Source organism: Salidesulfovibrio onnuriiensis (genome assembly GCF_008001235.1).
Lineage (GTDB): Bacteria > Desulfobacterota > Desulfovibrionia > Desulfovibrionales > Desulfovibrionaceae > Pseudodesulfovibrio > Pseudodesulfovibrio onnuriiensis.
Genome location: NZ_CP040751.1, coordinates 3,552,458 through 3,577,375 on the forward strand (window position 1 = coordinate 3,552,458; position 24,918 = coordinate 3,577,375).

The following is a 24,918-nucleotide window of genomic DNA, read 5'->3' on the forward strand; positions in this document are numbered from 1 at the left end:
GACCTTGACGTATTATTATCCCGTTTCCATGCGAAAGTACGCAGAGGCCCAAAAAAGAGCCCCGCTTTCGCGGGGCCCTTCATCAGTCTTCCTTGGCGCCCTCTTCCGGGGCGTCCTTGGCTGTCTTCTTCTTTGGCCTGGGCGGCTCGCCCTGCATGGAGATCATCTCCCGCTCCGTGGTGGGAGCGCGGTGCTCTGCATGGAAATGCAGGCACTTGGCCGGGCAGTTGTCCGCGCAGATGCCGCAGTAGATGCAGGTGAACGGGTCGCAGACCCAGGTCCCCGCCTGCTTGTCCACCGTGATGCACTGAGTGGGACACTTGCGGGAACACATGCCGCAGAAGATGCAGGAGTCTATGTCGTTGTAGAGCTCGCCCCGCACCCCGGCAAACTGTTCGCGCTTGACGAACGGGTACTTGCGGGTGGCGGGCTTTGCGGCCAGGTTCTTGAGTATGGTGGGCGTAAACGTCAGCATGGTTCTCCTCCCTAGCGTTCCGTGCAGCTGATGCACGGGTCGATGGACAGGACGATGACCGGCACGTCGGCCAGCTCGCACTCGGGCACCATGGTCAGCAGCGGCGGAATGTTGGCGAATGTGGGCGTGCGGATGCGCACCCTGTCCAGCAGCTTGCTGCCGTTTCCCTTCACGTAGTAGAGGCATTCGCCGCGCGGCTGTTCCACGCGCATGACCACCTCGCCCTCGGGGTTGCCCTTGACCTTGGCGGCCAGTTCGCCCTCGGGAAGCGCGGCAATGGCCTGGCGCACCAGATCGATGGAGCGGTAGACCTCGTGGAAGCGCACCCAGGAACGGGCATAGCTGTCGCCGTCCGTATGAATCACCGGCTCGAAGTCCAGGTGCTTGTAGGCACCGTAGCCGAGCATGCGGGCGTCCTGCTTGAGGCCGGAGCCTCGGCCCGTGGGACCCACCGCGCCCAGTTCATAGGCCTGCTCGTAGGTCATGACGCCCTTGCCCACGGTGCGGGACTTCACGGTGTAGTCGTTGAGCAGGGTGTTTTCCATGGCCCGGATCTCTTTTTCCGCAATCTCGAGCTCGTCCAGGATCCAGCGGAGCTGCTCCTCGGAGAGGTCGGCGCGCACGCCGCCGATGACGTTCACGGAAACGATGACGCGGTTGCCTGCGGTGGCCTCGTTGATATCCATGATGCGCTCGCGCACCTTCCAGAACTGCATGAACAGGGACTCGAAGCCGAAGGCGTCGGCAAAGAGCCCCAGCCAGAGCAGGTGGCTGTGCATGCGGTGCAGCTCGGACCAGATCACGCGCAGGTATTCGGCGCGGGACGGGATCTCGATGTCCATCAGCTTTTCGATGGACTGGGAATAGCAGACCGCGTGGATCATGGAGCAGATGCCGCAGACGCGCTCGCAGACGTTGATCATCTGGTGATAGTCGCGCTTGCTGGCCAGCATTTCCAGGCCCCGGTGCACGTAGCCCAGGGCGGGTATGGCTTCCTTGACGATTTCGTCCTCCACCACAAGCTTGAGGTGGATCGGCTCGGGCAGCACAGGGTGCTGCGGGCCGAAGGGGATGACTGTTCTATTGGACATGCGCGCTCCTTACTGCTTTTTGACGATCTTGACGTTATTGACCAGAGGCACGGTCTCGACGCTGGGATCGAGCAACAGGGTCCGGTTGTAGTCGAGCACCAGGCCGTCGAATTCCAGACCGGCCAGGTCGCGCAACTCGTTTTCGGCCAGAAGCGCGGCAAAGTAGACGCCGGAAACGCTCGGGACCTTTTCCCCCGCCGGGAGGTTGAAGCGCAGGTGCGCCAGTTCCATATCCTTGTCAAAGTGGTACAGGACATCCGTGGTGCCATCCTCCAGGCCCACGGAGGACATGGTCACGAACCTGTATCCCTCGTTCTTCTTGCGCATGACCTCGCTGATGAGGCTTTCGGCAGAGACGGAATGTTCGTTGGGTATCATGAATCCTTCCTCACGGCGGGCTAGCCCGCTTTCTTTTCTTCGAATTTGGCCAGGGCCCGGACCACACCGTCGATGATGGCCTCGGGCTTGGCCGGGCAGCCCGGCACGTACACGTCCACGGGAATAACCTTGTCCACGCCGCCGACCACGTTGTAGCAGTCGCGGAACACGCCGCCGGAAAGTCCGCAGGCGCCGATGGCCACCACGGCCTTGGGCTCGGGCATCTGATCGTAGAGGTTCTTCAGCACGGCCTTGTTGCGGTGGTTGACGGTGCCCGTCACCAGCAGCACGTCCGCGTGCTTGGGGTTGCCCACGTTGATGATCCCGAAGCGCTCCACGTCATACAGGGGCGTCAGACAGGCAAGGGTTTCGATGTCGCAGCCGTTGCAGCTTCCGCAGTCGAAATGCATGATCCACGGAGACTTGGCGCGAGCGTTTTTGATGAACTTCTTGAACATGGTCTACCCCGCATGAAGCCAGATGAAGTTGATGAACGTCAGGGCCAGGCCGATGCTCCAGACATACTTGAGCATCCAGCGCCAGGTCATGCGGGCCATGGTGTTGTCGATGACCAGCTCCGCAAAGTAGGTGGCCACCAACAGCACTGCCATCCAGATCCAGCTTGTGGCCCAGAACAGGGAGCACACGCCGAGGATGAGCACGGTTTCATACCAGTGGGCCATTTCAATGAGACCCAGGGCCGGACCCGAGTATTCGGTCATGACGCCCTTGACCAGCTCCTGGTGCCCGTGATGTGAGGTGGAGAAGTCGAAAGGGGACTTGCGCAGCTTGATGGTCAGCGCGTAGCTGAGCACGATGAACATGAGCGGCAGCTTGCGCAGCAGCGGGGTCTGGTAGGCCAGGATGTCGCCCACGTCGAAGCTGCCCACCACCAGGTACATGCCCACGAACACGAGGATCAAAAGCGGCTCGTAGGTCAGAATCTGCACCAGTTCGCGCTGGGCGCCCACCTGGCTGTAGGGGCTCTTCACGGAGAGCGCGCCCATTACCAGGAACACGGCGCCGGCGGCCTGCACAAAGAAGATCAGCAGCAGGTCCGCACGGGCGAAGAACATGCCCACGGCCAGGGCCGCGGCCACGAGATACACCCAGCAGCACAGGATCTGCCAGCGGTTGGACAGCATCTGATCCTTGCCCATCAGCTTGGCCACATCGTAGAAGGCCTGCAGGATGGGCGGCCCCTGGCGGGACTGCATCCATGCGGTGACGCGGCGGTCGATACCTGCCAGCAGCCCGCCGGCAAGGGGGCGAGCACAATGCCCAACAGGGCGTAAACGAATCCTTCCATTACAACGCCCCTCCCATCATAAGCAGAATGAGACTGCCCGCTGCGATGTTGATCCACAGGGTCAGCTTGTGTTCACCGAACAGTTCCCCGAGGTAGTAGTTGCCGGCGCTGTAGGGCACCGCCGTTTCCATGGGGCCGAGGAAGGCGCCTTCATCCATGCCGCCCACCTGGGCACCGCCCAGGTACGGGTGGGATTCCTTGCCTTTTGCGCGCAGGGCGCGGAACACGGCGAACAGGGTTCCCAGGCCGATGAGCATGATGAGCGGATACATGACGAATCCGCCGGCGGCGTCCTCCAGAAGGGAGCCGTGCAGGGCCACCTGGGCCGCAGCGAACGCGGGCACCAGGACTTCGGTGTACAGGTACGGCGTGGTGAATGCGAACACCAGGGCCGAGGCGCACAGGAGCATGAGCGGCCCGCCGGTCAGCAGGGGCTGCTGCTCGGTGCCGCGGGACTCGCCCCGGCTGCCCATGAGCAGGCCGGCCCACCGGGCCCAGTAGACCACGGTCAGGGCGCTGCCCAAAGCCATCATGACGATGACGAACAGATGCCCGGCGGCGGCCTCAAGGGCCATCCACTTGCACAGCAGCACGCCGAAAGGCGGCAGGAGCATGGACAGGATGCCAATGATGGTGATGGTCGCGGTGCGCGGCATGATCTTGAACAGCCCGCGCATGTCCTCGATGTCGCGCGAGCCGATCTTCTGCTCGATGGTTCCCACGCACAGGAAGAGAAGGGACTTGGAGATGGCGTGGAAGATGATCAGCATGACCGCGGCAATGATGGCCAGCGGCGTGTTGAGCCCCGCGCAGGCGATGATCAGGCCCAGGTTGCTGATGGTTGAATAGGCCAGGATCTTCTTGCCGTTGCTCTGGCCTATGGCCAGGGCCGCGCAGGCCAGGAAGGTGAAGGCCCCGCACAGTGCGATGCCGTGGCTCAGGAACGAGCCCTCGAACATGGGCGAGAACCGCAGCACCATGTACACGCCTGCCTTGACCATGGTGGACGAGTGCAGGAGCGCGGACACGGGCGTGGGAGCGACCATGGCGCCCAGCAGCCAGCTCTGGAACGGCAGTTGCGCGGCCTTGACGAAACCGGCCAGGCAGATGAAGCCCACGGCGACCAGCAGGACGCCGGTGGCCGGGCCCGCGGCCAGCATGGCCATGATGCTCAGGGTTCCGGTCTGGGTGTAGGCCCAGATGATTCCCAGGACCAGCGCCACGCCGCCCAAGCTGTTCATCCACAGGGCGCGGGTGGCGTTTTTGGTGGCCACTTCGGTGGCGTCATGCCCGATAAGCATGAAGGAACAGAAGGTGGTCACCTCGAAGAAGAAATAGAGCCACAGGATGTTGTTTGCCAGCACCAACCCGTTCATGGCGCCCAGGAACAGGACCAGATACAGGAAGAACTGCGGTTGTTTGCTCTTTTCCAGCTTCAGGTGTTGCTCGTGCTTCCGCATATACGGAAGCCCGAAGATACAGATGAGCGACCCGACAATGGAGACCACCAGGACCATAACCAGGGCCAGGCTGTCGCCCATGAGGGCCGGAACCGATGCACCATGGTCCAGCAGAACCAGCTCAAAGAAACCCAGCAGCACGATCTGCGCCGCCGCAAACACCTTGATGAGCAGGTTTCTGAGTCGAAAACCATAGTACAGGATGACGAAAAGCAGCGCGAAATCGAGAATGGTAACCAGGCTTTCCCAAAGCCCGGATGCCTCGAAGACGAAGCTGCCCTGGCCGAGAAGGGCCAGAGAGGCGGCGGTGAGTACCGCGCCGGTTGCCGTGACCGTGAAGGTCCGCACCGCGCCCGAACGGACGAAATAACAGACCACTCCAGCTATTGCCGGAAGCACGATCAGCAATAACAAAAGGTTAGACATGCACACCCCTTTGAGTTTGGTATCCGTTTTTCACGCAGTTAACGCACCCCTCAGTACGCATCTAACTGCAAAAACAAGATAACTTTTTACGAGGTAACCGAAGTTGTTATGCCAACTAGATTTTTAGGTCAATTGGTTGGGCAATCAATCTGCAAGTTTCTTTTTTCACAAGCAAAATCGAGCCACAGGAGTTTCAAAAACGTATATTTGAACCCTGTTTCAACCTGACCTTTCGGCAGGTAGGGGGGTGGAGATGATCCCACGGCTTTTCGGGAAAAATCATGCAAAATGCAACATCATGGGAAAATCCGATTCACGCGCTGCGGAAGTATCGGATTTTATGATACATCCATGAAATACGCATCGCGAAAGGATGAATTGGGCGAAACGGCTAGAAATAGCCGAGGCTGGTGAGCACGGCCAGATTCTTTTCCTTTTCCCGGTCGCGGCCGGAGCGCTCGGAAGGCCCGCTCCCCGGCTCGGTGCAGGGCATGCACCCCAGGGACCGGTATCCCCTGTCGTACAGCTCGCAGTACGGCAGCCCGAACATGGTGTTGAAGGCCCAGACATCGGTTTCGCACCAGTCCAGGATCGGGTTGACCATGGTGTGGGCCGGCGATTCGCGGGGCTCGAAATAGTCGCGCCCCACCCTGTCCGGGTGTTCGTCGCGGCGCAGGCCCGTGAGCAGGAAGGCTGCGCCGGTGTCGCGAATGGCCTGACGCAGGGGATCGATCTTGAGGTCCAGACAGCAGGTGACCTTGTCCACGGCCACGGGATAGGTCTCCAGGTTCACGGCGGGCCGGGCAATATGCAGGTCCACGCTCCACTCCAAGGCCATGCGGTCGCGGAAGGCCAGCACCTCCGGAAACTTGCAGCCCGTATCCAGGGTGATGGCCCTGGGCGCGCCCAATCCGTGATGCTCCAGCACGCTCTTCCAGAGAAACAGCACGATGGTGGAATCCTTGCCCCCGGTCCAGGCCACCCGGATCGTCACCGGGTCATGCTCCAGCAGACCGAGGAGCAGGTCCTCGGCGGCCTTGATCTTGTCTTCAAGTGCGATCATGTCCCCACTATGCCATGATTTTTCCGCTTTGCAAGCGCCGCCCTCTCCATATAAGTATATGGCCATGCTTGAAACCATCCGCACCCTGGTCCGGGAAAAGGACACCTGCGTCATGGCCACCTGCGAGGGTGACCTGCCGCACACATCGCTCATGACCTACACGGCCGAGGAAGACGGCCTGACCTTCTACTTCCTCTCGCGCATGAACACGCGCAAGGTGCGCAACCTGCGCGCCAACCCAGAGGTGAGCCTGCTCATCGACACCCGCGAGGAGCATCTGCCCGAGCTGCGGCACAAGGCCATGGCCCTGACCGTGGCCGGAACCTACCTGCCCCCGCGCAACCGCGACGACCTGTTGCGGCTCAAGCAGGCGTTCACGGCCCGGCACCCGCACCTGGAAAAATTCGCAAGCCACGGCGACACCACCATCCTGACCGTAAAGGCGCGCAGCTTCCTGCTCCTGGTGGGAGTCGAGGAGCAGCATTTCATCGACCTTGAAAATTTTTCTGAAAAAAGTGCTTGACGGCAACCGAGGTCTCAGCATAAAAACAGCCCTCGTTGCGCGCCCGTAGCTCAGCTGGATAGAGTGCCGGACTACGAATCCGTAGGTCAGAGGTTCGAATCCTCTCGGGCGCGCCACCTTAGAAATCAAAAGGGTTTCCAGACCAACTCGGAAACCCTTTTTTCATGACCTCATCAATGACGCGGGGTGGAGCAGTATGGTAGCTCGTCGGGCTCATAACCCGAAGGTCGTAGGTTCAAATCCTGCCCCCGCTACCAATATTTGAAAGGCTCGGTGAGAAATCACCGGGCCTTTTGTTTTTGATTATTTAGTCTTGACGCCACCGGCTACAGGGCGTAGACACCCTCTTCCGATGTGCGCCCGTAGCTCAGCTGGATAGAGTGCCGGACTACGAATCCGTAGGTCAGAGGTTCGAATCCTCTCGGGCGCACCATCTTTGAAATCAAAAGGGTTTCCAGCCCAACCCGGAAACCCCTTTTCATGACCACATCAATGACGCGGGGTGGAGCAGTATGGTAGCTCGTCGGGCTCATAACCCGAAGGTCGTAGGTTCAAATCCTGCCCCCGCTACCAATATTTGAAAGGCTCAGTGAGAAATCACTGAGCCTTTTTGTCTTACTGCCTAAACCTCAACTATCTCGGCATGTTTAGCATTTTCTTTAATCGATTCAATAGTTTCAATTGCAGAGTGTTTCTGGGTATAACCTTCACTCTGCAACATAATCTTTCCATTCGGAGCCACAAGCCTGAAGCGCCACTCACCAGCCCGATCTTTAAACAACTCAAATTTGTACAATTCACCCTCCAACTGTTGGATAATTCAGTTTACCACACCACATTCAAAAAACATTACTTTACAGACAGCCAGAAACAAACGGACCACAGACATATAGAACAATACATATTATAACCACGGCAACGCTAATCAGACAAGACATAATCCACAACGAAACCAAACCAGATATATAAACTCCCTCTTGCCAACCCCATCGACTCCCTGATATCCCCTGCCCTTCACGATGCTGGCGGGCCGGTCCTCTCTCACGGACGCCCCGCCCTGATAAAACGCACCCAAACGAGGATTGCATGAGAAAGAGAATAGTAGCGTAATCCGTCTGCCGACGGATGGTTGCCGTTGCAGACGGAGGACTTCCTGTTGACCCATGCCCGGGCAAAAGCCCGAGACACGCGAACATCAACGAAAAGGAACCGTCCAATGACGCAACTGAACTACAATAAATCACAGAAATACAAGGACCTGGACACCATCTACGCCCAGTGCAGCGGCCCCGGCGGGCTGCGGCTGAGCGACTTCATGGCCCAGAAGATGGGGCTTCGCGCCGGAGCCCGCCTGCTGGACATCGGCTGCAACCGGGGCTGGCAGACCTGCTTCCTGGCCAAGGAGTACTTCGTGCAGATCACGGCCATCGACCCCTGGGACGACCGCATGCAGGGCGACGCCATGGTGGAGCACGTGCGCCGCAACGCCCGGCACTGGGGCGTCGGCAATTCGGTGCTGGCCCAGAAAATCGGGGTTCCGGACACGCACTTTGCGTCCGAGTCCTTTGACTTCGCCCACTCCACCACGGCCCTGGAGATGGTGCATGGCATGCAGGGCAAGGAAGGCTACATGGCCGCGCTACGGGAAATCCTGCGGGTGCTGCGGCCCGGCGGCGTCTTTGGCCTGGGCGAGCCCATGCACCTGGACGTGGCGATTCCCGAGGACCTGCTGCCGCATGTCTCGCAGCCGGACTTTGCCTGGAAGGACTGCTTCCGGGACATCCATAGTACGGTCGAGGACATACGAAACGCCGGGTTCGAGATCGTCGAAGCGGCCCATGCGCCCGACGCACGGGACTGGTGGCTGGAATACGCGGCCCACGACCCGTTCTGCAAACAGAACCCGGACGGCGATCCCAAGACCCTGGAGATCGACGCCGGACGATGGACCAGCTTCGGCTACGTCATCGCCCGCAAGCCTGAATAAATAAAACGGCCGCTGTCGGAACTTCCGGCAGCGGCCATTTTCATGCTACAAGCACCCATCATTCACCCTTTTCATCTCTTCAGGAGCCGACCATGCCCAGACTCACCCGTTACGGATTCATCTTCATGGCTCCCGGCCACACCCCGCAACAGAGCACTGCCCACCTGCCGTCCGAACAGTTCACCACCACCGTCGTCGGGGTCTCGGACATAAACGAGGCCTGTACTGCGGCGCAGGACTTGGTGAATCAGGGAATCGAACTCATCGAGCTCTGCGGCGGATTCGAAGCCGTGGACGAAGAGGCCGTCATCAGGCACATCGACTGCGATGTGCCCGTGGGACGCGTCGTGTTCACGCGGAATGAAGAAGCGGAAAAAATGAAGCGATTCCTCAACAGCTGACAAGTCACGCTTCCACGGAATAATCCACGAGGGGGGCCATGCTCCCTTAAAAAAACGAGAGCAGTCCCGACAATTCCACAGCCGTATAGACCAGCAACAGGGAAAGGCAAAGATTCACCGCGTTTCGGACCTTGCGATGATGCAGGTGCGCCCGGATGGCAGCCCCGCCCAGCGCCCAGACGGACACGGTGCAGAACCCCAGGCAGCTGAAGAGAAAGGCAAAGGGCAGCAAAGACATGTATTGCCCGGCCAGGGCGGCAAGGAAAGTGGAATACAGGGCCATGCCATAGACCAGCCCCTTTGGGTTGACCAACTGCAGTGCGGCCCCGTGCCTGAAACCGAGCGGCGGATGGTCTTCGGGATCAAAGGCATAGCTCGTCCGGATGGTGCCATACGCCAACCAGAGAACATACAGCGCCCCCACCAGGCGCAGCACCGGTTCCAGAACGGGCAGAGTTTCAAGCAGCAGACTGGACATGAGAATGCACAAAACTTGAACAAGCAGAAAGCCGAAGGCAATACCAGCAAGGTAAGGCAACGTCCTGCCATAGCCGTACAAAATGCCCATGGATGCGCTGGAAACATTGTTCGGTCCGGGCGTCAACGAAGTCACCAGGGCAAAGGATAGAACCGGGAGAATCTCAAGAGCCATCAAAACCTCCGAGCATGAGGATCTAGATGCGTCCATAACAATGACTTGGAAACGCTCTGTACAATGGAGCCGGGGGCACCATCCCTGGAGGCCCATTCAACCGCAGGCAATGTTCCCTTAGAGAAAAGCCCGGCACACCATAAGCACCGGGCTTTTCCCATCCATATCGTCGAAGGAAGGAATTTACCTGCTGCCGTTCATGCGCTGCTCCCACTCGAAATCCTTGCTGGTGACCACGTCCTCCATGCGGCGGATGCGGCGGTCCAGGCTTTCGAACTTGCGTTTGATGCGGGTGAGCGCTCCGGCGCGGGAGTCGGTATAGGAATCGTAGAACTCGCGATCCTCTTCGCGGGCAAAGGGCATGACCGGCTCGGGCTTCATGAAGAAAGCCGCCAGGAGGTAGAGCCCGACCACGGGCCAGAAGCCGGTGAAGATAAAGGCGACTATGACGGCGGCGCGCACCACGGAAACCCTGACGTCAAAATATTCGGCCAGCCCCTTGCAAACGCCGAGAACTCGGCCGTCGCGTGAGCGGTACAGGCCGCGACCGCGCGATGCCCCATCGGCTCCGTGCTGGAAGCTGCCGCCGCAATCCCGGCGGTATCCGCGCCATCCGCCTCTTCCGTTATTCCTGCGGGATGACCTCATTTATTTTCTCTCCTTTTCCAGCAGAATGGTTTCCAGGGATTCCACACGCTCTTCCATACGGCTCATGGAGTTGTATATTTCCTGAATCATGCGCGCCTCCTCATCGGCTTCACCGCCCTTGCCCGCACTCTTGAACATTTTGATCAGGCCGACGAACACCGCCCCCACCAGGGCGATCCCCGCCAGGACGAACATGAATATCACGCCGAAAACATGGCCCATGCCCATTACTCCTTGGTCAACGAATATGAGGTCGATCACTTCGCAGCTCCCGGGGAGGGAGAAACATCAACCAGAACAACACTGCGACCACTGCTACGGCCGCCCCCAAAACGAACAGCATAATGGCATTGACGGGATCCATGTGATTCATCCTCGTGCGCCGCCAACGGCCCGACCATAGCGCACCGGGCGCGTCCGGACAAACCGTTTCGAGCTTTTCTCATATTCCTACTTCTTGGGCTCGGCCTTTGCTTCGCCGCCCCGGGCCTGCCTGAGCGCTTCCAGCTCGGCTTCGATCTGGTCGCTGCCCTCCAGCAGGGAAAACTCGTCCTCGAGGCTGCGGTTCCGGCTGGGACCGGCCAGCTCGGCTTCGGCTTCCATGCGTTCCACACGGGCCTCGAAACGATCAAAACGCATCATGACGTCGTTGGACTGGGAACGGCTGATGTCATTACGTGCGCGCACGCGCTCCCCGGCGCGGATATGGCGCTTGACCAGGCTGCGCTGGCGTTCGCGGGCGCTCTCCAGCTTTTCTTCAAGCTGAGCCAGATCTTCGCGGGACTGCTCGACAAGGGCGTCGAAGCGGTTCTGCTCGTTTTCCAGACCTTCGAGAACATCACCCAGGCGATGCTTCTCCATCAGGGCTTCGCGGGCCAGATCCTCGCGCCCCTTTTCCACGGCCAGCCGGGCGCGGTCTTCCCACACCTGCATGCGCGAAAGCACCTCGTCATGCTCGCGGCCAATGCGCTTGCGGTCGGCCATGAGCCCGGCGCATCCGGCCTTGAGCTCCACCATGGTCTCCTCCATCTCCTGGATCATGAGCCGGATCATCTTTTCCGGGTCCTCGGCGCGGTCCAGCATGGAGTTGAGATTGGAACTGACGATATCCTTGAAACGAGTGAAAATACCCATGAATGCCTCCTTGGCGATATTGGCGATAGTTGCCTCCCTTTAAGCACAGGCCGTGCCAGCGCAATAAAAATTCGCAACCACACGAATTAAAAGCGCTTTTGCGCTTGACCTCATTTTGGCAATATGGCATAATTTACTAAAGTTTGGTTAGTTAAACCTTTATTTGGTAAAATGAACCACATCACCCACTCTCCTCCTAGCGAAGCCGTGGGGCAGTCAGAGTCTTTCCTGAAATTCCAGGAACAATTGTCTCTGGCTGCCCGCGCGGATCGTTCCGTCCTCATCATCGGCGAACGCGGCACGGGCAAGGAACTTGCCGCCGCGAAACTCCACTATCTGTCCCGCCGCTGGGACGGACCGTTCATCCCGCTCAACTGCGCTGCCCTGGCGCAACCGCTCCTGGACTCCGAACTCTTCGGGCATGAGGCCGGGGCGTTCACGGGCGCCGCCGCCCGGCGCAAGGGCAGGTTCGAGGCCGCAGACAATGGGACCCTGTTTCTGGATGAAATCGCCAACCTCTCCAAGGAGGCCCAGGAAAAAATCCTGCGGGCCGTGGAATACGGCGTGTTCGAACGGGTGGGCGGCGTTGCGCCCGTCAGCGTGAACGTGCGGGTGGTGGGAGCCACCAACGAGGATCTGCCCTCGCTGGCAGGGGACGGGAAATTCAAGAGGGACTTGCTGGACCGGATCAGCTTCGAGGTGCTGACCCTGCCGCCGCTCCGGGAACGCGAAGGCGACATCGAACTGCTGGCCTATCACTTTGCCGGACGCATGGCCGTGGAGATGGGCTTCTCCGGGGTGCCGGACTTTTCCGAACAGGCCATAAACAGCCTGCTCAGCCACTCCTGGCCGGGCAACGTGCGCGAGCTCAAGAACGTGGTGGAGCGGGCCGTGTACCGAAGCGATGGCGACCTGGTGGACGACATCGTGCTCGACCCGTTCGAATCCCCCTTCCGCCCGGCATCACCGAAAGCGCCGCAGGACAAACCCGCGCCGCGGGAACCGGCCCGAACAGGGGCAGACCTGGGCACCCCGCTCAGGGAAGCGTTGTGCGCGCTGGAAAAAGCCTATCTCGACCAGGCCCTGGCCAAGACGAAACACAACCAGCGCCGGGCCGCGGACCTGCTGGGCATGACCTACCACCAATTCCGGGGGCTTTACCGCAAGCATTCGGCAACGGATACAAAATAAGGCCCACAGCCAATGGCAGCGGGCCTCTGTTTTCCTGTCGGCGCGACGCTAGATCTTTTCCCTTTCCAGGAAGACGGCCTTGTCCACCTTGGAAAAAAGCCGTTGGTACGTTTCGAGGTCATACACGGGCTGGGACCAGATGATGCCGCCATTGTTGTTGAGCGCCTTGGCTATGATATTGACCCGAACGCGGATCACATCGTTGTGCTGCCGCACCGTGGTGGAAGCCTCCAGCCGCTTGGTGGTCTGATAGGTGCCCTTACCCACTCCGTAGTTGAACTCCATAAAATTCTTGGTGTCCTCATCAAGTTCATAGCTCTCCTTGGCTGCGGAGATCAGCCCGAGGTCCATGTCGGCGGAGCTGACGATATACCCTTCATCCAGCAATGCGGCGACCAGGGCTTTCATAACCTCTTTCTCGCTGCCGCTCTGGTATTCCCGGGTCTGCATCTGCCGCACCTGAAGCTGCGTCATCTCCGGCAGAGGCGGCGGCGTGTTGGCCTTGATGCACCCACCCAGCAAGAAAGCCGCAACAAGAAGACTAGAAACGGCTGGAATGATACGAATACTCATCAACAACTCCTTCAGCGAATTTGATAACAACCGTCAGTGTGCGTTGCGAGGTGGAAGATGCCCCCGTGCTGCTGGAATATCCGGCGCCGCCACCGCCGCCGATGATGCCGTTTCCGACAATACCGCCACCAATAATCATGGCATCCACCCCGCCGGAACTTTTGGAATAGGCGACCTCTGTGCTGATCTTGTCGTAAATCCAGGCTTCCTTGCCCGTGGAATCGCGCGTGACGATATTGGGCGACCCCAACGCCGTGGCGACGTCCGCCTGGGACATCCCTTTCCGGATCTCCTTCTGCACGACCCCCACTGTCATCCTATCCCCGGTGTCGTCCCGCACGGCTTCTCGGTGACTATGAACGGACTGGCACCCCGTCAGCATGAACAGGAGCGCCAAAATTGCCAGCAAAACCCTCATACCTTTTCCTCCTGAATTTATATCGAATAACAAATTTAGTTAAATAACACGTAAGAAAAAAACAAGAAAAATAATTATACACCCAACCATTCCAATTCAAATGAGGCGGAGCGACAGCAACCGAGAACAATATCCGATCAGTATACTTCTTTAGATGCGTATGTTATTTTACAGTTATGAGATGTCCCAAGTGTTCAAAGCCCATCAAGAAGCAGACCCTGCAGTGCCCGCATTGCGGCCAGCTCCTCCCCAGGGGCAACGCGGCCAAGAAGACGGACCAGATGACCATGAACCCGAAGCTGTGCATGGCCGTGGGGCTGCTGATGCTCTTCATCGGCTTCATCCTGCTCATCAGCGACGCCGAATATTTTTCCATGCTGCCGCTGGGCGTCGGCGCCGCGCTCCTCTTCCTGGGCAAAAAAATGAGGGGCTGACCAAATTCGGCCAACCCCTTCCCGGTTATTCCTCAAATCACTGATCGTATCAGTTGCGCACGAAATGCAGCAGCATCTTCATGCCGCAGCGCTCGTAGTCTTCGGGCAGTTCCGTCCGAAGTTCCCAGCCTCGGGCTCCCAGAAAATCAACTGCCTCGCGCACCGGATAAAAGCGTTCCCCCTCCATGTTGCAGGTGGGAAACAGCTCGCAGAACTCCTCCGGGCTCTTCCCGAAGTGCTTGTTCGACCGGCACACCGGCTTGAGGGAAATGATCAGCTCCCTGCCTGCCCACTTTTCCATGATCTCCATGAACCGGTGCATGTGCCCGTTGCCGATGGTGGTGTTGCCGATGATGTCAAACATCATGGCCACATCGTATTTTTCCTCGGGCGGGGAATTGAAGTCGCAAACCATAAAGTCCACATTGTCCACACCCTCCTGGTCGGCCAGGATCTCGGCGCAACGCACCAGGTTGGAGTCGATATCCACGCCCGAGGCGCGGCGCGCTCCGAGGCGGGCGGCCCGGCACACGAAGGTGCCCACATTGCAGCCCAGGTCCACCACGGTCTTGCCCTGAAAATCAATATGGGAGGGAGGGGCCTCGGGCAGGCTCTCGTCTTCGTGCCCGGCACCGGACACAAGCATGTTGCCCTCGTCGTCGCAGATGGGACGCCAGATGTTCTCGACGCCGATGGCCTCTACCAATTGCCGCAGTTCTTCACTTCGAGTCATACGAATATCCTAGCCCTGTTTCACGCCGAAATACCGCAGGATGGACATAAGCGGACACCAGTTGGTAAAGGCGGATTGCAAGAGATTGAGCCCCACGAACAACGTGAGCAACAGCCAATTCTTATGATGGGTCATGGCCAGGGTCAAGCTCGCAAGGATCACGAACCCGGCCACGCCCCGCAAAATTCTTTCCACGGTCATCATTTACCTCCTGGAGACACTATACCATAAAACCGATATCGCGTGTCGAAGGTTCGAAACATCATTCCGCGCCCCCGGATTTCGTTTCCTGCTCCTGCCTGGCCCGGCTCTCCTCTTCGGCGCGAAGCCATTCGGCGATCTTGAGATCGGAATTGATGATATGGCCCACCAGCCACTCCCTGAGGAAATCCCGCATAACCTCGACGGTGATATCCCGCTGCTCGTAAAGGTCGCGCTGGAACTGCTTGACCCGCTGCACCAGATTCCGGTGCTCTTCCTGGTGCCTGGCGAGACGCGGATAATGGATTTCCCGCATGTAGGCCTCTTCGTCACGAAAATGATTCACGGTATATTCCCGCAAACGCGTCAGTGTCGTCTGGATGGCCTCCCCGTCACGCCCCTCCCCGGCGGTCCTGAGAAAATCGTTGGCCACCTCGATCAGCCGCATGTGCTGGCTGTCGACGCGGTATATCCCAATGCTCAACGAGTCGTTCCACTCAAGTCTGGGCATGTTCCCTCCTTTGACGCTCCCGGCCCGGGCCCACGAACACGTCCCGGCTCCGGAATAAATTAGCCGGACTCCCCCCGCCCAGAAATGATAAAAAAAGGGAGCCCGAAACCTCGGGCTCCCTTGTCGTGGATATTACGTCTCAAATCAGTCCTGCATGGACAGAATCAGGTCGCGCAGTTCCTGGGCCTGCTCCTCGAGCTCCTTAACCGCGCGGCTGGAAACCACCATGGCCTCCATGGTTTGGCTCGAGATGTCGTCGATCTCGGCCGTCCCCCGGCTGATCTCCTCGGAAGCGGCGGACTGCTGCTCCGCGGCAGTGGCAATGGCGGAAACTTCCGAGGAAGTGCTTTCCACCACCTCCAGGATTTCCTTGAGCACCTCGCCGGACTGCCAGGTCAGGTCCGTGCTCTCGCCCACCGCCTTGGTGGCGGTCTCGGTATCGCGAACCGCTGCGGCCGTGCCTTCCTGGATGCGGCTGATCACGTCCCCCACCTCCTTGGTGGCGTTGACGGTCTTTTCCGCAAGCTTGCGCACCTCGTCGGCCACCACGGCAAAGCCGCGTCCGGCGTCGCCCGCGCGTGCGGCCTCGATGGCGGCGTTGAGCGCCAGCAGGTTGGTCTGGTCCGCAATGTCGTTGATGACCTGAAGCACCTGGCCGATCTCCCCGGCCTGTTGCCCCAGCTCGCGCATGACCGAACTCAGGCTTTCGGACTGGCCCTTGACCCGGTTGATGGCCTCTACGGCCTGCTCCACTACCTGCGCGCCGGTCCGGGCCTTGTCGCTGGCCAAGTTGGCGTTTTCGGCCGCGGTGCCCGCGTTGCGGGCCACCTCCAGGACCGTGGCGTTCATCTCTTCCATGGCCGTGGCGTTCTCGCCGGTGCGTTCCTTCTGGACCTGTGCGCCTCGCCGGGAATCCTCAAGCTGTTCGGCAAGGGAATTGGCCGAGGCATTGAGGCGCTGGGAGATCTCCGTGGCCCGTTCCGCAGCGGCGGCAATGCGCTCGTTGTGCCTGCGGATGCTTTCCTCGGCGGCGCGGACAGAGGTCATGTCATAGAAAATGGAGAACACGCCGATGAGCTTGCCGTCCAGGTTGTAGATAGGCGTGGCGCTGATATCGAGGATGACCTCCCGGCCGTCCTCCATGGTCACGGTTCGCTCCTCCCGCAACAGTTGCTCTTCCTCCAAAGCCCGTTGTGCCAGGGCATGCTGGCCGGACTCGCCGTACATTGTGGTGTCCTGGCAGGCCCCCATGTAATCCTCCGGGGTGCCGGGCTTGCCCAGGAGATCCAGGAAATCCTGATTCAGGTAGGTCATGCACCCTTTGGTATCCATGACAACGCAGGGCAGGATGATGCCGTCCAGCACGCCCTGCACGAACCCGAACTTTTCCTTGAGTTCGGCGCTCATCTTGTCCAGATGGGAGGCCAGCTCGGCCAGTTCGTACTTGAAATTGCCCTCGAGCTCGGCGTGAAAATTGCCGCTGGCAATGTGGTTGGCGTATTCGATGATGCGGCGCACGGGCCTGCCCACGCTGCGGCGGAAGCCCCAGACGAGAAGCACGATGATCAAGCCCAATCCGACCGCGCCCGCCCCGATGATGACCAGGCGCTGCGTATTGGCCACCGCGGTCAGGTCGTCCACATACACGGTGATGCTGATGAGCCACCCGGTCTGGGGTTCGGCCCGGAAGGTCTGGACCTTGTCGCGCCCCTTGTAGTTGTAGAACAGGTAATCGAGCTTGCCTTCCTTCTGCACGGGAAGCAGCTGATCGATGACGCTGGAACGGTTGCCGATATTCTTTGCGGTGGGATGCTGGATGATCGTCCCGTCGCCGGTCATCATGTAGGCGTATCCGTCCGTGCCGATGCTCAAGGTCTTGATGAACCGGTCCGTGAACGTATTGAAATCGATACCGATGACGATACCGCCCGCATCATGAATCTTGCAGGCCAGGTAAAAGACGTTGCCGTGCTCGCCCATGGTCGGCTGCGCCGAAATGAAGGACTTCCGCTTCTCCTCCATGACGGCCTTGAAAAAGGGCTGGCCGGAAACATCCGAACCGGTCAGGTCCTTGTCTCCATTGGCCCAGCCCGTGAGCACCTTGCCGTTGCTCCGGAAGGCCATGGCGCTGACAATGCCCTTGTCGGCCTCCACCACCTTCTGGACAAAGCCCTTGGCCCGTCCCGCATTGCCGTAGGAAAGCGCGGTGACAACGGACGGGTTGGCGGCCAGGGTTTCGGCCAGGATCTCGTAACGGGAAAGATATTCCTCAAGGGCAAAGAGCGCGCTCTGGTTGAGCTGGCGCATATCCTTGAGCTGGGTTTCCATGACCATCTTGTAGCTGGTGGAGTTGATATACAAAACCAATGCAGCTACAAGAGCGACGAGCAACAGGGAGATCGTTGCACAGAATTCCGTGGCGATGCTCCGCAATTTCAAAAAGCGATTCATTCAGACAGCCCTCTCCAGTGTTTCAGGCCTGGCCTCCCCGGCCGAAGCCCTTACATTACCCTCACTCGATTCCGCTGAAAAACTACGGCATTGAAATAAAATAATCAAAGGTATTATGATTGGTTGGCTCTGAAAGCGCTTTTCGTCGGAAAAAAGACATGCAAAAATCGGCTAGCAAGTGCTTGCAAAACACTTTTTCAAACCACAAGGGAAGACCATGAAGCCGGAACACCTGTCCGAAAGCTGGGAGATGATGCTTTACTGCAAGGAGGTCCTCGGGGCCACGCAGTTGCAGAAGATTTTTTCCAGGGGACACACCCAGATCAACCGCTACTGCATGAACCCGAAATTCGAGGACTCGCAGCGCAATCCCCTGGACCGTCTGCGGGAGATGCTGGGACTCATGGCCGACAAGGGCGAGAACGAGCTGGTGCGCACGGCCCTCAACCATCTGGCCGCACCCCACGGATGCAGGCTGCGGGAAAAAGCCCAAGCCGTCCCGGACAAGGCAACCATAGAAGAGGAATGTCTGGACGACTTTCCGGAGCTGGTGGAACTGGACCGGCTCATCAACCTGCGCAAACACCCGGACGTGGTGCGCCGCCAGGCGGAACAGGTCTTTCGCGAGATAGAGGAAACCCTCGTCCTGTACGAAGAGCTCTGGAACAAGAACGAAGGCTAGTAGGTCAGGGACCGGCCGGTGTCCTGCTGGGCCATGCGCGGCGAGGAAAAGGTCATGCTGCCCAGTTCGCCGAACGTGGTCGCCTGACGCACCATGAGCTGGGTGCCTTTTTCCCCCGTCACCATGAAGTGGTCGCCCGGATGGAGCGGCACGCCGTCGGCTTCGGTGATCAGCTTGTTGTTGGGACCGTTGCTCCAGGCCTCCTCCAGCAGGTATTCGCCCTCGGGCAGCCGGTACAGGCCGTTGCGGGTCCAGGGAATGAGCAGGGGATTGCCCTTGGAATCCGCCAGCCGCAGGGCATGCACCCGGCGCGGCGCGATATCCACATAGAAATACGCTTCTTTTTCCCCGGGGGTTTCTCGCACCACCTTGAAGCGCACGGCACCCTCGCGGTCGGAATCCAGGGCATAGCGACGCAGAAAGTTACCCGGATCCAAGATGATCTCCCACCCCAGATCCTGGCCGTTGTTGTCCCAGGGAATGGCCACAAACCCTTTCAGGTTGACGATCTCCCGCTTTCGGCTGCCCCAGATGCCCTCCAGGATGAGCTGGTCGCCCAGCACGGAACGGAGCACCTCGCCATGACGCACGAAGGTGGGAGTGCCGTTGAGCCAGCAGACAAAGGTGGGCGCGTCCTCGCCCGGACTCGAAGGCATGGGGCCGGTCCATTTCACGTTGGCCCGGGCCACGCGGCTGCCGTCCACGCGCAGTTCCAGCTGCGAAAAGGGCTCAAGCACCATGCGCTGGGCATCAAGAAGATTCACGCCGGGGCGGTCCGAGGCGAACAGGGCCACGGCGGGCTCGAATTCGTCCAGACCCCTTTGCATGGGTTCCACCGCCAGGGTCGCGCCCGGGGCCAGGCGGATGGTGGACCCGTTGTTTATGGAGCGCCCGTTGACCTTCACGCCCACGCTCTTTCGCGCGTAGGCCAGCACATCCTTGGAGGAGAATTCGGGAAGGACGACGTCCACGCCAAAGTGGGACAGAAGCATGGTCGTGGCCAGCAGTTGATGGCGCACCTTCCAATCCAGCTGGATGATGTCCTTGCTGACCTCCACGGCCATGGCCGGGATATTGTGCTCGGCAAGGGCGTAGCAGGTCAGGGACTTGCGCATTTCCGGGTAGCTGGTGGCCGTGTCGAACGTCTTGGTGTTGAACAGCTTGAACTTGTAGTCGCTGGACGGGATATCCGTGTTGATGCGCTCCAGGACCTCGCTTGCGGTGCGGCCCAGTTCAATGCGCTTGCTGCCCTTCCAAACCAGGGTGTCCACAATGATGGACTGACCGTAGCGCTTGGGATTGCGCAGGTTGTCGATGTAGGTGGGGTTATAGAACCCGCTGCCTTCGTGCAGATGGATGAAGGCATCGCTCTTGGCCAGCAGGAAGCGGATGACCCGGGCCACGCGATCTTCGTAGAATCTGTTGTAGTCCCTGTCAAAACGCCTGTTCATGTCCACATTGATCTGCCGCTTGCGCAGATTGATGGAGGGAACATTGGCGCGGGGAAGCACGATGAGGTTGCCGCGAAGGACCCGGGAGCGGGAAAGAAGTTGGGCGGTCACGAAACCCGAGGTTTCGTCGCCCTGGATGCCCCCCTGGACCATGACGGTAGGGCCAGGCAGGTCGCCGGTAATGGAGACCACCTTGAGGGGATACTGGGTTCCCTTGAAAAAGACATATTCCCAGGACCCGGCGGAGGCCGGGACAGCCAGGAACAATATCAACAGCAGGCTAAGCCATGATATTGTACAGGGGATATGTCTCCTGGAAGATGACTTGTCCATCGTTGTCCCTGATCCCCAACCTGAGCCCGAAGATATCTTCCTTCTTCATGCCGTCGGGCAGGGAAAAGGAAGTCCGGATGCGCTTGAAGCGCTGAATCTGGAAGGTCAGGTCGTTCTTGTTGGTTTCGAGCTGCCTTACGGTCCCATCCTTGCTCACCAGGGAAAGGTCCACGACACCGGCCATGGACTTGGTGGTCTGCATGTTGTTCAGCTCAAAACTGAGCGAAACCTTGGAACCGGCAATACGGGCCTGGAGATTTTCCACTCCCACCTGCCGCGTGTCCACACGGGTAAAGACCGTCTTCAGGTTCACCTCGGGCTGTTGCACCTCTTCGGTGGTGGACGGGCTGGTGGCCGTGGTCAGGAGGGCCTGCAATTCCTTGGGGTCGTAGGACTGGAGAATCTTCTCCATGTTGCCCAGCCGTTCCAGGCGCACTTCCGCGTCCACAAGGCGCTGCTCCAGGCGTTTCTTCTGGGCCAGAAGTTCAGCGTTCTGCCACCATCCGCGCATGCCCATGTACATACCGCCGCCGGCGCAGAGCAAAAGGAAAATCTGGGAGAAAAAGAACAGGCGCATCCAGAACGGGCTCAGGCGGAAACGCCTGACGTCCGTGTCGTCGCGCATGAAGAGGACACTATATTTCGAGTTGCTCATTAAAGCCTTCTCCACTCCTCGCTCTGTATCTTCCAATCGTCACCGGCAGGCGCCAGAACCAGGGTCTTCATGCCCCGGTCGGAATACCCGGTCTTGTCTTCATACTCCTGCACAAAGGCAACACGTATTCCTCTCGGATCGGGAAAAACCTTCAGATCGCTAATGCTTACTCTAGCAGGAGGCTTTTCCTCCCACAATGTTTTTTTGTATCCCATGATGTCCGAATGGCCTTTCCGGCCGCCCTGCGAGGCATCGGAAGCATAATACTTCATGTAGGATTCAAGCGCTCCCTCCTCCCAGGCCCTGCCCCAATCCGCCAGCATGGCGGTCACCCTTTGGGTGGCTGCGGCAAGATAGGCCGGGGCCAGATCCTCGGAGGCGCGGGAATATTCGCGGGCCACCACCCGCCACCGGCCTTTCGAGTCCTGCTGCCAGTACAGGCGCTTGCCCACGGTCTGGGACATGTTCGGGGCGCGATAGTACTGGTCGAACCAGGTCACCCAGTAGTCCGGCCCCTGAATGGCGTGTACGTTGGCCACCATGACCTGGATCCAGGGGGTCCGGCTGAAGATGCGCTCCTTGCTGTTCCGGAAGTGGGCAAAGTCGCCGCTGCCGGACAGGGTGAAGGACACGGGATCGAAATAATCGAAAAAGGCGTCATTGCGGGCCTGCCAGTCCGAGGCCCAGGCACGGACCTTGTCCGCCAGCAGGGAGGCGGTGTCCGCGTCGCTGCCGGGATCGGGGATCCAGTTCACGTCCTTGGCCACCACCACGGGGGTGCCTTTGACAAGCCCGCTCCCCAGGGACTGGAGGTCGGGCACCTTGAGGGCGATACAGCCGCGGGTGTCGCGCGGGGCAAGCTCCTTGCCCCGGCCATGCAGCCAGATGCCGGAACCGGTCTTGCCCTTGATGCGGTCTACCGGGTTCGGGTAGTTGAGGGAATAGGCTAGGTTGCCGTAAAGCTCCCACCCCAGGGGGCGGCGAATTTTGGCTCCCAGGAAATAGACGCCCTCGGGGGTGCGCAGGTCGCCGCGCACCATCTTGTCGCCCTCGGCCTGCCCCGTGGTGCAGGGCAGCTCGCGCACGGCCCGGAACGGGCTCTTGTGCTCCAGCAGGAACAGGGTCTGCGCATCCTTGTCGATGGCAAGAATGCGCTGCGGCGCCCACTCATGGGAGCTGAGCGTCGGTTTCCACCCTTCGGCCGCGGCCGCCCCGGTCATGACAACCAGGAATAGTATCGCGAGTAGTGCCCTCATATACCACTTTGCGTCAGCCTTCCGGGCAAGGCCCGGAAGGTCGTTATTTTGCTGCTTCAAGCAATTCGCCGCGCGTGAAGATCGCGTCCAGCTTGAGCCCGGCCTTGGCCAGGTTCTCGCGTCCGCCTTCCTCGCGGTCCAGAACGGTCAGCACGGCGGAAATCTCCAGACCCGCGTCGCGGACACGTTCGGCGGCGGTCACCAGCGTCCCACCGGTGGTGACCACGTCTTCCAGCAGGGCCACCTTGGCGCCCGGCTCGAAGTTCTGCAAGCCTTCCAGGTACTGGTTGGTGCCGTGCCCCTTGGGTTTCTTGCGGATGATGAAACCGGGCAGGGACCGACCCTCCACATGGGAAAGCACGGTCACGGAAGACACCAGCGGGTCCGCGCCCAGGGTCATGCCGCCCACGCCCTTCACTTCCTTGTAGCCCTTGAGCAGATCCAGGAAGCACATGCCGATGAGCCAGCTCCCCTCGGGGTGCAGGGCCGTCTGCTTGCAGTCGAAGTAGTAGTCGCTCTTCTTGCCCGAGGTCAGCGTCACCTCCCCTTCCCTATAGGAAAGGGTCATCAACATCTGGGCCAGTCGTTTCTTGTAATCGTTCATTTACTTGCTCTTGCCGAAAACGCGTTCGAATATCGCATCTTCATACCGTTTGTAATAATTGGGGTCAAAGGCCTCGTCAAGATCATTAGCCATCAGATGCTCATTGATTTCAGCATCCTTTCGAATCTGGGTCTCGAACTGGATCTTGTTTTCCCAGCATTGCATGGCCACTTTCTGGACCATTTCATAGGCGGTCTGGCGGCGCAGGCCGGAATCGATGAGCTTGCCCAGCACCCGCTGGGAGTAGAAAAGACCGAAGGATCCAAACAGGTTGCGCTCGATATTATCCTTCTTGACCACCAGGCGTTCCAGCACGCCGCACATGCGGTGCAGCATGTAGTCGATGAGCGCGGTGGTGTCGGGCATGATGCAGCGCTCCACCGAGGAGTGGCTGATATCCCGCTCGTGCCACAGGGCCTGATTTTCCATGGCGGCCAGGGAATTGGACCGGATCAGCCGGGACAGGCCGCAGAGATTTTCCGCGGAAATGGGATTCTTTTTGTGCGGCATGGCCGAAGAGCCCTTCTGCCCCTTGGAGAAGCCTTCCTCCACCTCAAGCACTTCGGTGCGCTGCAGGTGGCGCAGCTCCACTCCCAGGCGCTCGATGCCCCCGGCCATGATGGCCAGGGAGGTGAAGAACTGGGCGTAGCGGTCGCGCTGCACGATCTGGGTGGAATGCGGGTCCGCGACCAGGCCGAGCTTGGCGCAGGTCTTTTCCTCCAGCTCGGGGCTCAGATGGGCGAAGGTGCCCACCGCGCCGGAAAGCTTGCCCACGGAAATGCTCTTGCGGGCCGCCTCGAAACGCTCGCGGTGGCGCTGGAATTCGGCATGGAACCCGGCGAACTTCAGGCCGTAGGTGGTGGGTTCGGCATGGATGCCGTGGGTGCGGCCCATGCAGATGAGCCCCTTGTGCTCGAAGGCCAGCTTTTCCAGCACGTCCAGAAGGCGGTCGATGCCCTGGGCGATGATGGCTGCGGAACGGGACAGCAGCACACCGTTGGCCGTGTCCACGATATCGGACGAGGTGCAGCCGAGGTGGATGTACCGGGACCGGGGCCCGACCTTTTCCTCCACTGCGGTGAGAAAGGCGATGACATCGTGTTTGGTGGTTTGCTCGATCTCCAGGATCCGGTCCAGATCGAAATCGGCCTTATCCTTGATCTCGGCCAGGGCGTCATCGGAAATACGCCCCAACTCGTTCCACACCTCGCATACGGCCAGTTCCACTTCCAGCCAGACACGGAACTTGTTTTCCAGGGTCCACAGGGCGGCCATTTCCGGCCTTGAATAACGCTCCAACATTGCGCCTGCTCCGTTGTTTACTTTTACAGCCAAAAAAAAGGCAGCCTATTCTGGCTGCCCCATATAGTCGGCAAAGTCAATTTGCACCGGGTCTCCGTCCCTTCAAAATTTAGGACGCGGAGCCCGTTGAAGCCGATTCCGTGCCGGATTTGCTCTCCGAAGCCTTGGACTCGGACGCCTTGGACTCGGATGCTCCGGCATCGGACGCGCTCTGGGTTTCCGAACCATTGCCGTTTCCGCCCCCGTTGCCGTTGGACGGATTCTTGCCGGCGTAATCGGTCACGTACCATCCGGAACCCTTGAGCACGAAAGACGTGTTGGAAATCATTCTCTTGGAATTGCCTTGACACTGGGGGCACGGCAGCTCGCGTTCCTCGAAACCGGACTGCCATTCCTCAAAAACATTTCCGCACTTTTCACACTGGTATTCGTAGATGGGCATTGCTCGTCTCCTGAAATACGGACGCACCGGACCGCCCGAAAGCAGGATGCTCCCGGGAAGTACAGCTATCCGGATTTCAAACTACTTTTCAGCGGCTGCGGCGGCCTTGGCTTCCTTGATGCGGGCCTTGAGGC

The 24,918-nt window shown here is 59.6% G+C and carries 30 protein-coding genes and 4 tRNA genes; 10 read left to right on the forward strand and 24 right to left on the reverse strand.

Features of this window, described 5'->3' with window-relative positions; genetic code table 11:
• Window positions 1–82: 82 nt before the first annotated feature.
• From FGL65_RS16425 to FGL65_RS16455, 7 genes are all read right to left on the reverse strand, one after another.
• Window positions 83–475, reverse strand: coding sequence for a 4Fe-4S binding protein (locus FGL65_RS16425; protein ID WP_147822336.1), 393 nt, complete (start codon window positions 473–475; stop codon window positions 83–85).
• A gap of 11 nt (window positions 476–486) precedes the next feature.
• Entirely contained in the window at window positions 487–1,566 is a 1,080-nt protein-coding gene (locus FGL65_RS16430) for a hydrogenase large subunit (protein ID WP_147822337.1), read from the reverse strand.
• Between the two features lie 9 nt (window positions 1,567–1,575).
• Window positions 1,576–1,944, reverse strand: coding sequence for an NADH-quinone oxidoreductase subunit C (locus FGL65_RS16435; RefSeq protein ID WP_147822338.1), 369 nt, complete (start codon window positions 1,942–1,944; stop codon window positions 1,576–1,578).
• Between the two features lie 20 nt (window positions 1,945–1,964).
• Entirely contained in the window at window positions 1,965–2,402 is a 438-nt protein-coding gene (locus FGL65_RS16440; RefSeq protein ID WP_147822339.1) for an NADH-quinone oxidoreductase subunit B family protein, read from the reverse strand.
• A gap of 3 nt (window positions 2,403–2,405) precedes the next feature.
• Window positions 2,406–3,161, reverse strand: a complete 756-nt coding sequence (locus tag FGL65_RS16445) for a respiratory chain complex I subunit 1 family protein (protein WP_147822340.1) — start codon at window positions 3,159–3,161, stop codon at window positions 2,406–2,408.
• A gap of 91 nt (window positions 3,162–3,252) precedes the next feature.
• Window positions 3,253–5,139, reverse strand: a complete 1,887-nt coding sequence (locus FGL65_RS16450) for an NADH-quinone oxidoreductase subunit 5 family protein (protein ID WP_147822341.1) — start codon at window positions 5,137–5,139, stop codon at window positions 3,253–3,255.
• Window positions 5,140–5,530: 391 nt separating this feature from the next.
• Window positions 5,531–6,202 (reverse strand): phosphoadenosine phosphosulfate reductase family protein, encoded by a 672-nt coding sequence (locus FGL65_RS16455; RefSeq protein WP_147822342.1) that lies wholly within the window; start codon window positions 6,200–6,202, stop codon window positions 5,531–5,533.
• Window positions 6,203–6,266: 64 nt separating this feature from the next.
• Between FGL65_RS16455 and FGL65_RS16460 the strand changes: the two genes are divergently transcribed.
• The 5 genes from FGL65_RS16460 to FGL65_RS16480 all read left to right on the forward strand — a co-directional run bounded on the left by FGL65_RS16460 (window position 6,267) and on the right by FGL65_RS16480 (window position 7,298).
• The gene (locus tag FGL65_RS16460) at window positions 6,267–6,725 is read left to right on the forward strand and encodes a pyridoxamine 5'-phosphate oxidase family protein (RefSeq protein ID WP_187170426.1); all 459 of its coding nucleotides are present in this window, start codon (window positions 6,267–6,269) and stop codon (window positions 6,723–6,725) included.
• Between the two features lie 39 nt (window positions 6,726–6,764).
• Window positions 6,765–6,841: transfer RNA gene (locus FGL65_RS16465), tRNA-Arg, on the forward strand.
• Window positions 6,842–6,905: 64 nt separating this feature from the next.
• Window positions 6,906–6,982: transfer RNA gene (locus FGL65_RS16470), tRNA-Met, on the forward strand.
• Between the two features lie 99 nt (window positions 6,983–7,081).
• Window positions 7,082–7,158 (forward strand) — tRNA-Arg (locus tag FGL65_RS16475).
• Between the two features lie 63 nt (window positions 7,159–7,221).
• Window positions 7,222–7,298, forward strand: a tRNA-Met gene (locus tag FGL65_RS16480).
• Between the two features lie 49 nt (window positions 7,299–7,347).
• On the opposite strand, the gene FGL65_RS16485 is transcribed toward FGL65_RS16480, so the two are convergent.
• Window positions 7,348–7,521, reverse strand: coding sequence for a YegP family protein (locus tag FGL65_RS16485; protein ID WP_147822344.1), 174 nt, complete (start codon window positions 7,519–7,521; stop codon window positions 7,348–7,350).
• Window positions 7,522–7,941: 420 nt separating this feature from the next.
• Here FGL65_RS16485 and FGL65_RS16490 point away from each other — a divergent pair, with 420 nt between their 5' ends.
• Both FGL65_RS16490 and FGL65_RS16495 read left to right on the forward strand, forming a co-directional pair.
• The gene (locus FGL65_RS16490; protein WP_147822345.1) at window positions 7,942–8,712 is read left to right on the forward strand and encodes a class I SAM-dependent methyltransferase; all 771 of its coding nucleotides are present in this window, start codon (window positions 7,942–7,944) and stop codon (window positions 8,710–8,712) included.
• A 92-nt stretch (window positions 8,713–8,804) separates the two neighbouring features.
• The gene (locus tag FGL65_RS16495) at window positions 8,805–9,113 is read left to right on the forward strand and encodes a DUF6506 family protein (protein ID WP_147822346.1); all 309 of its coding nucleotides are present in this window, start codon (window positions 8,805–8,807) and stop codon (window positions 9,111–9,113) included.
• Between the two features lie 46 nt (window positions 9,114–9,159).
• Here the strand turns inward: FGL65_RS16495 and FGL65_RS16500 are convergent, their stop codons facing one another.
• The 4 genes from FGL65_RS16500 to pspA all read right to left on the reverse strand — a co-directional run bounded on the left by FGL65_RS16500 (window position 9,160) and on the right by pspA (window position 11,547).
• Window positions 9,160–9,765, reverse strand: coding sequence for a LysE family translocator (locus tag FGL65_RS16500; protein ID WP_147822347.1), 606 nt, complete (start codon window positions 9,763–9,765; stop codon window positions 9,160–9,162).
• 183 nt (window positions 9,766–9,948) lie between these two features.
• Complete coding sequence (gene pspC / locus FGL65_RS16505; RefSeq protein ID WP_147822348.1) at window positions 9,949–10,413, reverse strand: envelope stress response membrane protein PspC; 465 nt, start codon at window positions 10,411–10,413, stop codon at window positions 9,949–9,951.
• On the reverse strand, window positions 10,414–10,674 hold the full coding sequence (locus tag FGL65_RS16510) for an envelope stress response membrane protein PspB (protein ID WP_222705772.1): 261 nt from the start codon (window positions 10,672–10,674) through the stop codon (window positions 10,414–10,416).
• Between the two features lie 189 nt (window positions 10,675–10,863).
• Window positions 10,864–11,547: a phage shock protein PspA gene (gene pspA / locus FGL65_RS16515; protein ID WP_147822349.1), complete on the reverse strand. Its 684-nt coding sequence runs from the start codon at window positions 11,545–11,547 to the stop codon at window positions 10,864–10,866.
• A gap of 171 nt (window positions 11,548–11,718) precedes the next feature.
• Between pspA and pspF the strand changes: the two genes are divergently transcribed.
• A complete protein-coding gene (pspF, locus tag FGL65_RS16520) occupies window positions 11,719–12,738 on the forward strand; it encodes a phage shock protein operon transcriptional activator (RefSeq protein ID WP_147822350.1) in 1,020 nt (339 codons plus the stop codon).
• Between the two features lie 48 nt (window positions 12,739–12,786).
• On the opposite strand, the gene FGL65_RS16525 is transcribed toward pspF, so the two are convergent.
• Together FGL65_RS16525 and FGL65_RS16530 are read right to left on the reverse strand one after the other, a co-directional pair.
• The gene (locus tag FGL65_RS16525) at window positions 12,787–13,311 is read right to left on the reverse strand and encodes a hypothetical protein (protein ID WP_222705773.1); all 525 of its coding nucleotides are present in this window, start codon (window positions 13,309–13,311) and stop codon (window positions 12,787–12,789) included.
• On the reverse strand, window positions 13,280–13,729 hold the full coding sequence (locus tag FGL65_RS16530) for a hypothetical protein (protein ID WP_147822352.1): 450 nt from the start codon (window positions 13,727–13,729) through the stop codon (window positions 13,280–13,282). Before FGL65_RS16530 ends, FGL65_RS16525 begins: the two co-directional genes overlap by 32 nt.
• 176 nt (window positions 13,730–13,905) lie before the next feature.
• Here FGL65_RS16530 and FGL65_RS16535 point away from each other — a divergent pair, with 176 nt between their 5' ends.
• Window positions 13,906–14,163: a hypothetical protein gene (locus tag FGL65_RS16535; RefSeq protein ID WP_147822353.1), complete on the forward strand. Its 258-nt coding sequence runs from the start codon at window positions 13,906–13,908 to the stop codon at window positions 14,161–14,163.
• Between the two features lie 49 nt (window positions 14,164–14,212).
• Here FGL65_RS16535 and FGL65_RS16540 read toward each other — a convergent pair whose 3' ends face one another.
• The 4 genes from FGL65_RS16540 to FGL65_RS16555 all read right to left on the reverse strand — a co-directional run bounded on the left by FGL65_RS16540 (window position 14,213) and on the right by FGL65_RS16555 (window position 18,059).
• A complete protein-coding gene (locus FGL65_RS16540) occupies window positions 14,213–14,896 on the reverse strand; it encodes a class I SAM-dependent methyltransferase (protein WP_147822354.1) in 684 nt (227 codons plus the stop codon).
• A gap of 9 nt (window positions 14,897–14,905) precedes the next feature.
• Entirely contained in the window at window positions 14,906–15,097 is a 192-nt protein-coding gene (locus FGL65_RS16545) for a YgaP family membrane protein (protein ID WP_147822355.1), read from the reverse strand.
• Window positions 15,098–15,158: 61 nt separating this feature from the next.
• Window positions 15,159–15,608, reverse strand: coding sequence for a bacteriohemerythrin (locus FGL65_RS16550; protein ID WP_147822356.1), 450 nt, complete (start codon window positions 15,606–15,608; stop codon window positions 15,159–15,161).
• 144 nt (window positions 15,609–15,752) lie between these two features.
• Window positions 15,753–18,059, reverse strand: coding sequence for a methyl-accepting chemotaxis protein (locus FGL65_RS16555; protein WP_147822357.1), 2,307 nt, complete (start codon window positions 18,057–18,059; stop codon window positions 15,753–15,755).
• A gap of 217 nt (window positions 18,060–18,276) precedes the next feature.
• On the opposite strand from FGL65_RS16555, the gene FGL65_RS16560 reads away from it, so the two are divergent.
• A complete protein-coding gene (locus tag FGL65_RS16560) occupies window positions 18,277–18,741 on the forward strand; it encodes a hypothetical protein (RefSeq protein WP_147822358.1) in 465 nt (154 codons plus the stop codon).
• On the opposite strand, the gene FGL65_RS16565 is transcribed toward FGL65_RS16560, so the two are convergent.
• The 6 genes from FGL65_RS16565 to FGL65_RS16590 form a co-directional block, all read right to left on the reverse strand.
• The gene (locus FGL65_RS16565) at window positions 18,738–20,459 is read right to left on the reverse strand and encodes a M14/M99 family metallopeptidase (protein WP_250645522.1); all 1,722 of its coding nucleotides are present in this window, start codon (window positions 20,457–20,459) and stop codon (window positions 18,738–18,740) included. The two genes, FGL65_RS16560 and FGL65_RS16565, sit on opposite strands and share 4 nt — an antisense overlap.
• A gap of 13 nt (window positions 20,460–20,472) precedes the next feature.
• Window positions 20,473–21,180 carry a hypothetical protein gene (locus FGL65_RS16570; protein WP_147822360.1) on the reverse strand — a complete coding sequence of 236 codons (708 nt, stop codon included), beginning with the start codon at window positions 21,178–21,180 and terminating at the stop codon, window positions 20,473–20,475.
• Complete coding sequence (locus FGL65_RS16575; RefSeq protein ID WP_147822361.1) at window positions 21,180–22,436, reverse strand: L,D-transpeptidase family protein; 1,257 nt, start codon at window positions 22,434–22,436, stop codon at window positions 21,180–21,182. The genes FGL65_RS16570 and FGL65_RS16575 overlap by 1 nt, the downstream gene beginning before the upstream one ends.
• Window positions 22,437–22,479: 43 nt before the next feature.
• Window positions 22,480–23,040 (reverse strand): orotate phosphoribosyltransferase, encoded by a 561-nt coding sequence (gene pyrE / locus FGL65_RS16580; protein WP_147822362.1) that lies wholly within the window; start codon window positions 23,038–23,040, stop codon window positions 22,480–22,482.
• Window positions 23,041–24,342 carry an adenylosuccinate lyase gene (purB, locus tag FGL65_RS16585; RefSeq protein ID WP_147822363.1) on the reverse strand — a complete coding sequence of 434 codons (1,302 nt, stop codon included), beginning with the start codon at window positions 24,340–24,342 and terminating at the stop codon, window positions 23,041–23,043.
• 109 nt (window positions 24,343–24,451) lie between these two features.
• Entirely contained in the window at window positions 24,452–24,784 is a 333-nt protein-coding gene (locus FGL65_RS16590; RefSeq protein ID WP_147822364.1) for an FmdB family zinc ribbon protein, read from the reverse strand.
• Window positions 24,785–24,918: the final 134 nt, after the last annotated feature.

Bases quoted from the DNA above. Each gene is read 5' to 3' on its own strand.
- FGL65_RS16425 (WP_147822336.1), bottom strand. From the start codon at position 475: ATGCTGACGTTTACGCCCACCATACTCAAGAACCTGGCCGCAAAGCCC.
- FGL65_RS16430 (WP_147822337.1), bottom strand. From the start codon at position 1,566: ATGTCCAATAGAACAGTCATCCCCTTCGGCCCGCAGCACCCTGTGCTG.
- FGL65_RS16435 (WP_147822338.1), bottom strand. From the start codon at position 1,944: ATGATACCCAACGAACATTCCGTCTCTGCCGAAAGCCTCATCAGCGAG.
- FGL65_RS16440 (WP_147822339.1), bottom strand. From the start codon at position 2,402: ATGTTCAAGAAGTTCATCAAAAACGCTCGCGCCAAGTCTCCGTGGATC.
- FGL65_RS16445 (WP_147822340.1), bottom strand. From the start codon at position 3,161: ATGCAGTCCCGCCAGGGGCCGCCCATCCTGCAGGCCTTCTACGATGTG.
- FGL65_RS16450 (WP_147822341.1), bottom strand. From the start codon at position 5,139: ATGTCTAACCTTTTGTTATTGCTGATCGTGCTTCCGGCAATAGCTGGA.
- FGL65_RS16455 (WP_147822342.1), bottom strand. From the start codon at position 6,202: ATGATCGCACTTGAAGACAAGATCAAGGCCGCCGAGGACCTGCTCCTC.
- FGL65_RS16460 (WP_187170426.1), top strand. From the start codon at position 6,267: ATGCTTGAAACCATCCGCACCCTGGTCCGGGAAAAGGACACCTGCGTC.
- FGL65_RS16490 (WP_147822345.1), top strand. From the start codon at position 7,942: ATGACGCAACTGAACTACAATAAATCACAGAAATACAAGGACCTGGAC.
- FGL65_RS16495 (WP_147822346.1), top strand. From the start codon at position 8,805: ATGCCCAGACTCACCCGTTACGGATTCATCTTCATGGCTCCCGGCCAC.
- FGL65_RS16500 (WP_147822347.1), bottom strand. From the start codon at position 9,765: ATGGCTCTTGAGATTCTCCCGGTTCTATCCTTTGCCCTGGTGACTTCG.
- pspC (WP_147822348.1), bottom strand. From the start codon at position 10,413: ATGAGGTCATCCCGCAGGAATAACGGAAGAGGCGGATGGCGCGGATAC.
- pspA (WP_147822349.1), bottom strand. From the start codon at position 11,547: ATGGGTATTTTCACTCGTTTCAAGGATATCGTCAGTTCCAATCTCAAC.
- pspF (WP_147822350.1), top strand. From the start codon at position 11,719: ATGAACCACATCACCCACTCTCCTCCTAGCGAAGCCGTGGGGCAGTCA.
- FGL65_RS16525 (WP_222705773.1), bottom strand. From the start codon at position 13,311: ATGAGTATTCGTATCATTCCAGCCGTTTCTAGTCTTCTTGTTGCGGCT.
- FGL65_RS16530 (WP_147822352.1), bottom strand. From the start codon at position 13,729: ATGAGGGTTTTGCTGGCAATTTTGGCGCTCCTGTTCATGCTGACGGGG.
- FGL65_RS16535 (WP_147822353.1), top strand. From the start codon at position 13,906: ATGAGATGTCCCAAGTGTTCAAAGCCCATCAAGAAGCAGACCCTGCAG.
- FGL65_RS16540 (WP_147822354.1), bottom strand. From the start codon at position 14,896: ATGACTCGAAGTGAAGAACTGCGGCAATTGGTAGAGGCCATCGGCGTC.
- FGL65_RS16545 (WP_147822355.1), bottom strand. From the start codon at position 15,097: ATGACCGTGGAAAGAATTTTGCGGGGCGTGGCCGGGTTCGTGATCCTT.
- FGL65_RS16550 (WP_147822356.1), bottom strand. From the start codon at position 15,608: ATGCCCAGACTTGAGTGGAACGACTCGTTGAGCATTGGGATATACCGC.
- FGL65_RS16555 (WP_147822357.1), bottom strand. From the start codon at position 18,059: ATGAATCGCTTTTTGAAATTGCGGAGCATCGCCACGGAATTCTGTGCA.
- FGL65_RS16560 (WP_147822358.1), top strand. From the start codon at position 18,277: ATGAAGCCGGAACACCTGTCCGAAAGCTGGGAGATGATGCTTTACTGC.
- FGL65_RS16570 (WP_147822360.1), bottom strand. From the start codon at position 21,180: ATGAGCAACTCGAAATATAGTGTCCTCTTCATGCGCGACGACACGGAC.
- FGL65_RS16575 (WP_147822361.1), bottom strand. From the start codon at position 22,436: ATGAGGGCACTACTCGCGATACTATTCCTGGTTGTCATGACCGGGGCG.
- pyrE (WP_147822362.1), bottom strand. From the start codon at position 23,040: ATGAACGATTACAAGAAACGACTGGCCCAGATGTTGATGACCCTTTCC.
- purB (WP_147822363.1), bottom strand. From the start codon at position 24,342: ATGTTGGAGCGTTATTCAAGGCCGGAAATGGCCGCCCTGTGGACCCTG.
- FGL65_RS16590 (WP_147822364.1), bottom strand. From the start codon at position 24,784: ATGCCCATCTACGAATACCAGTGTGAAAAGTGCGGAAATGTTTTTGAG.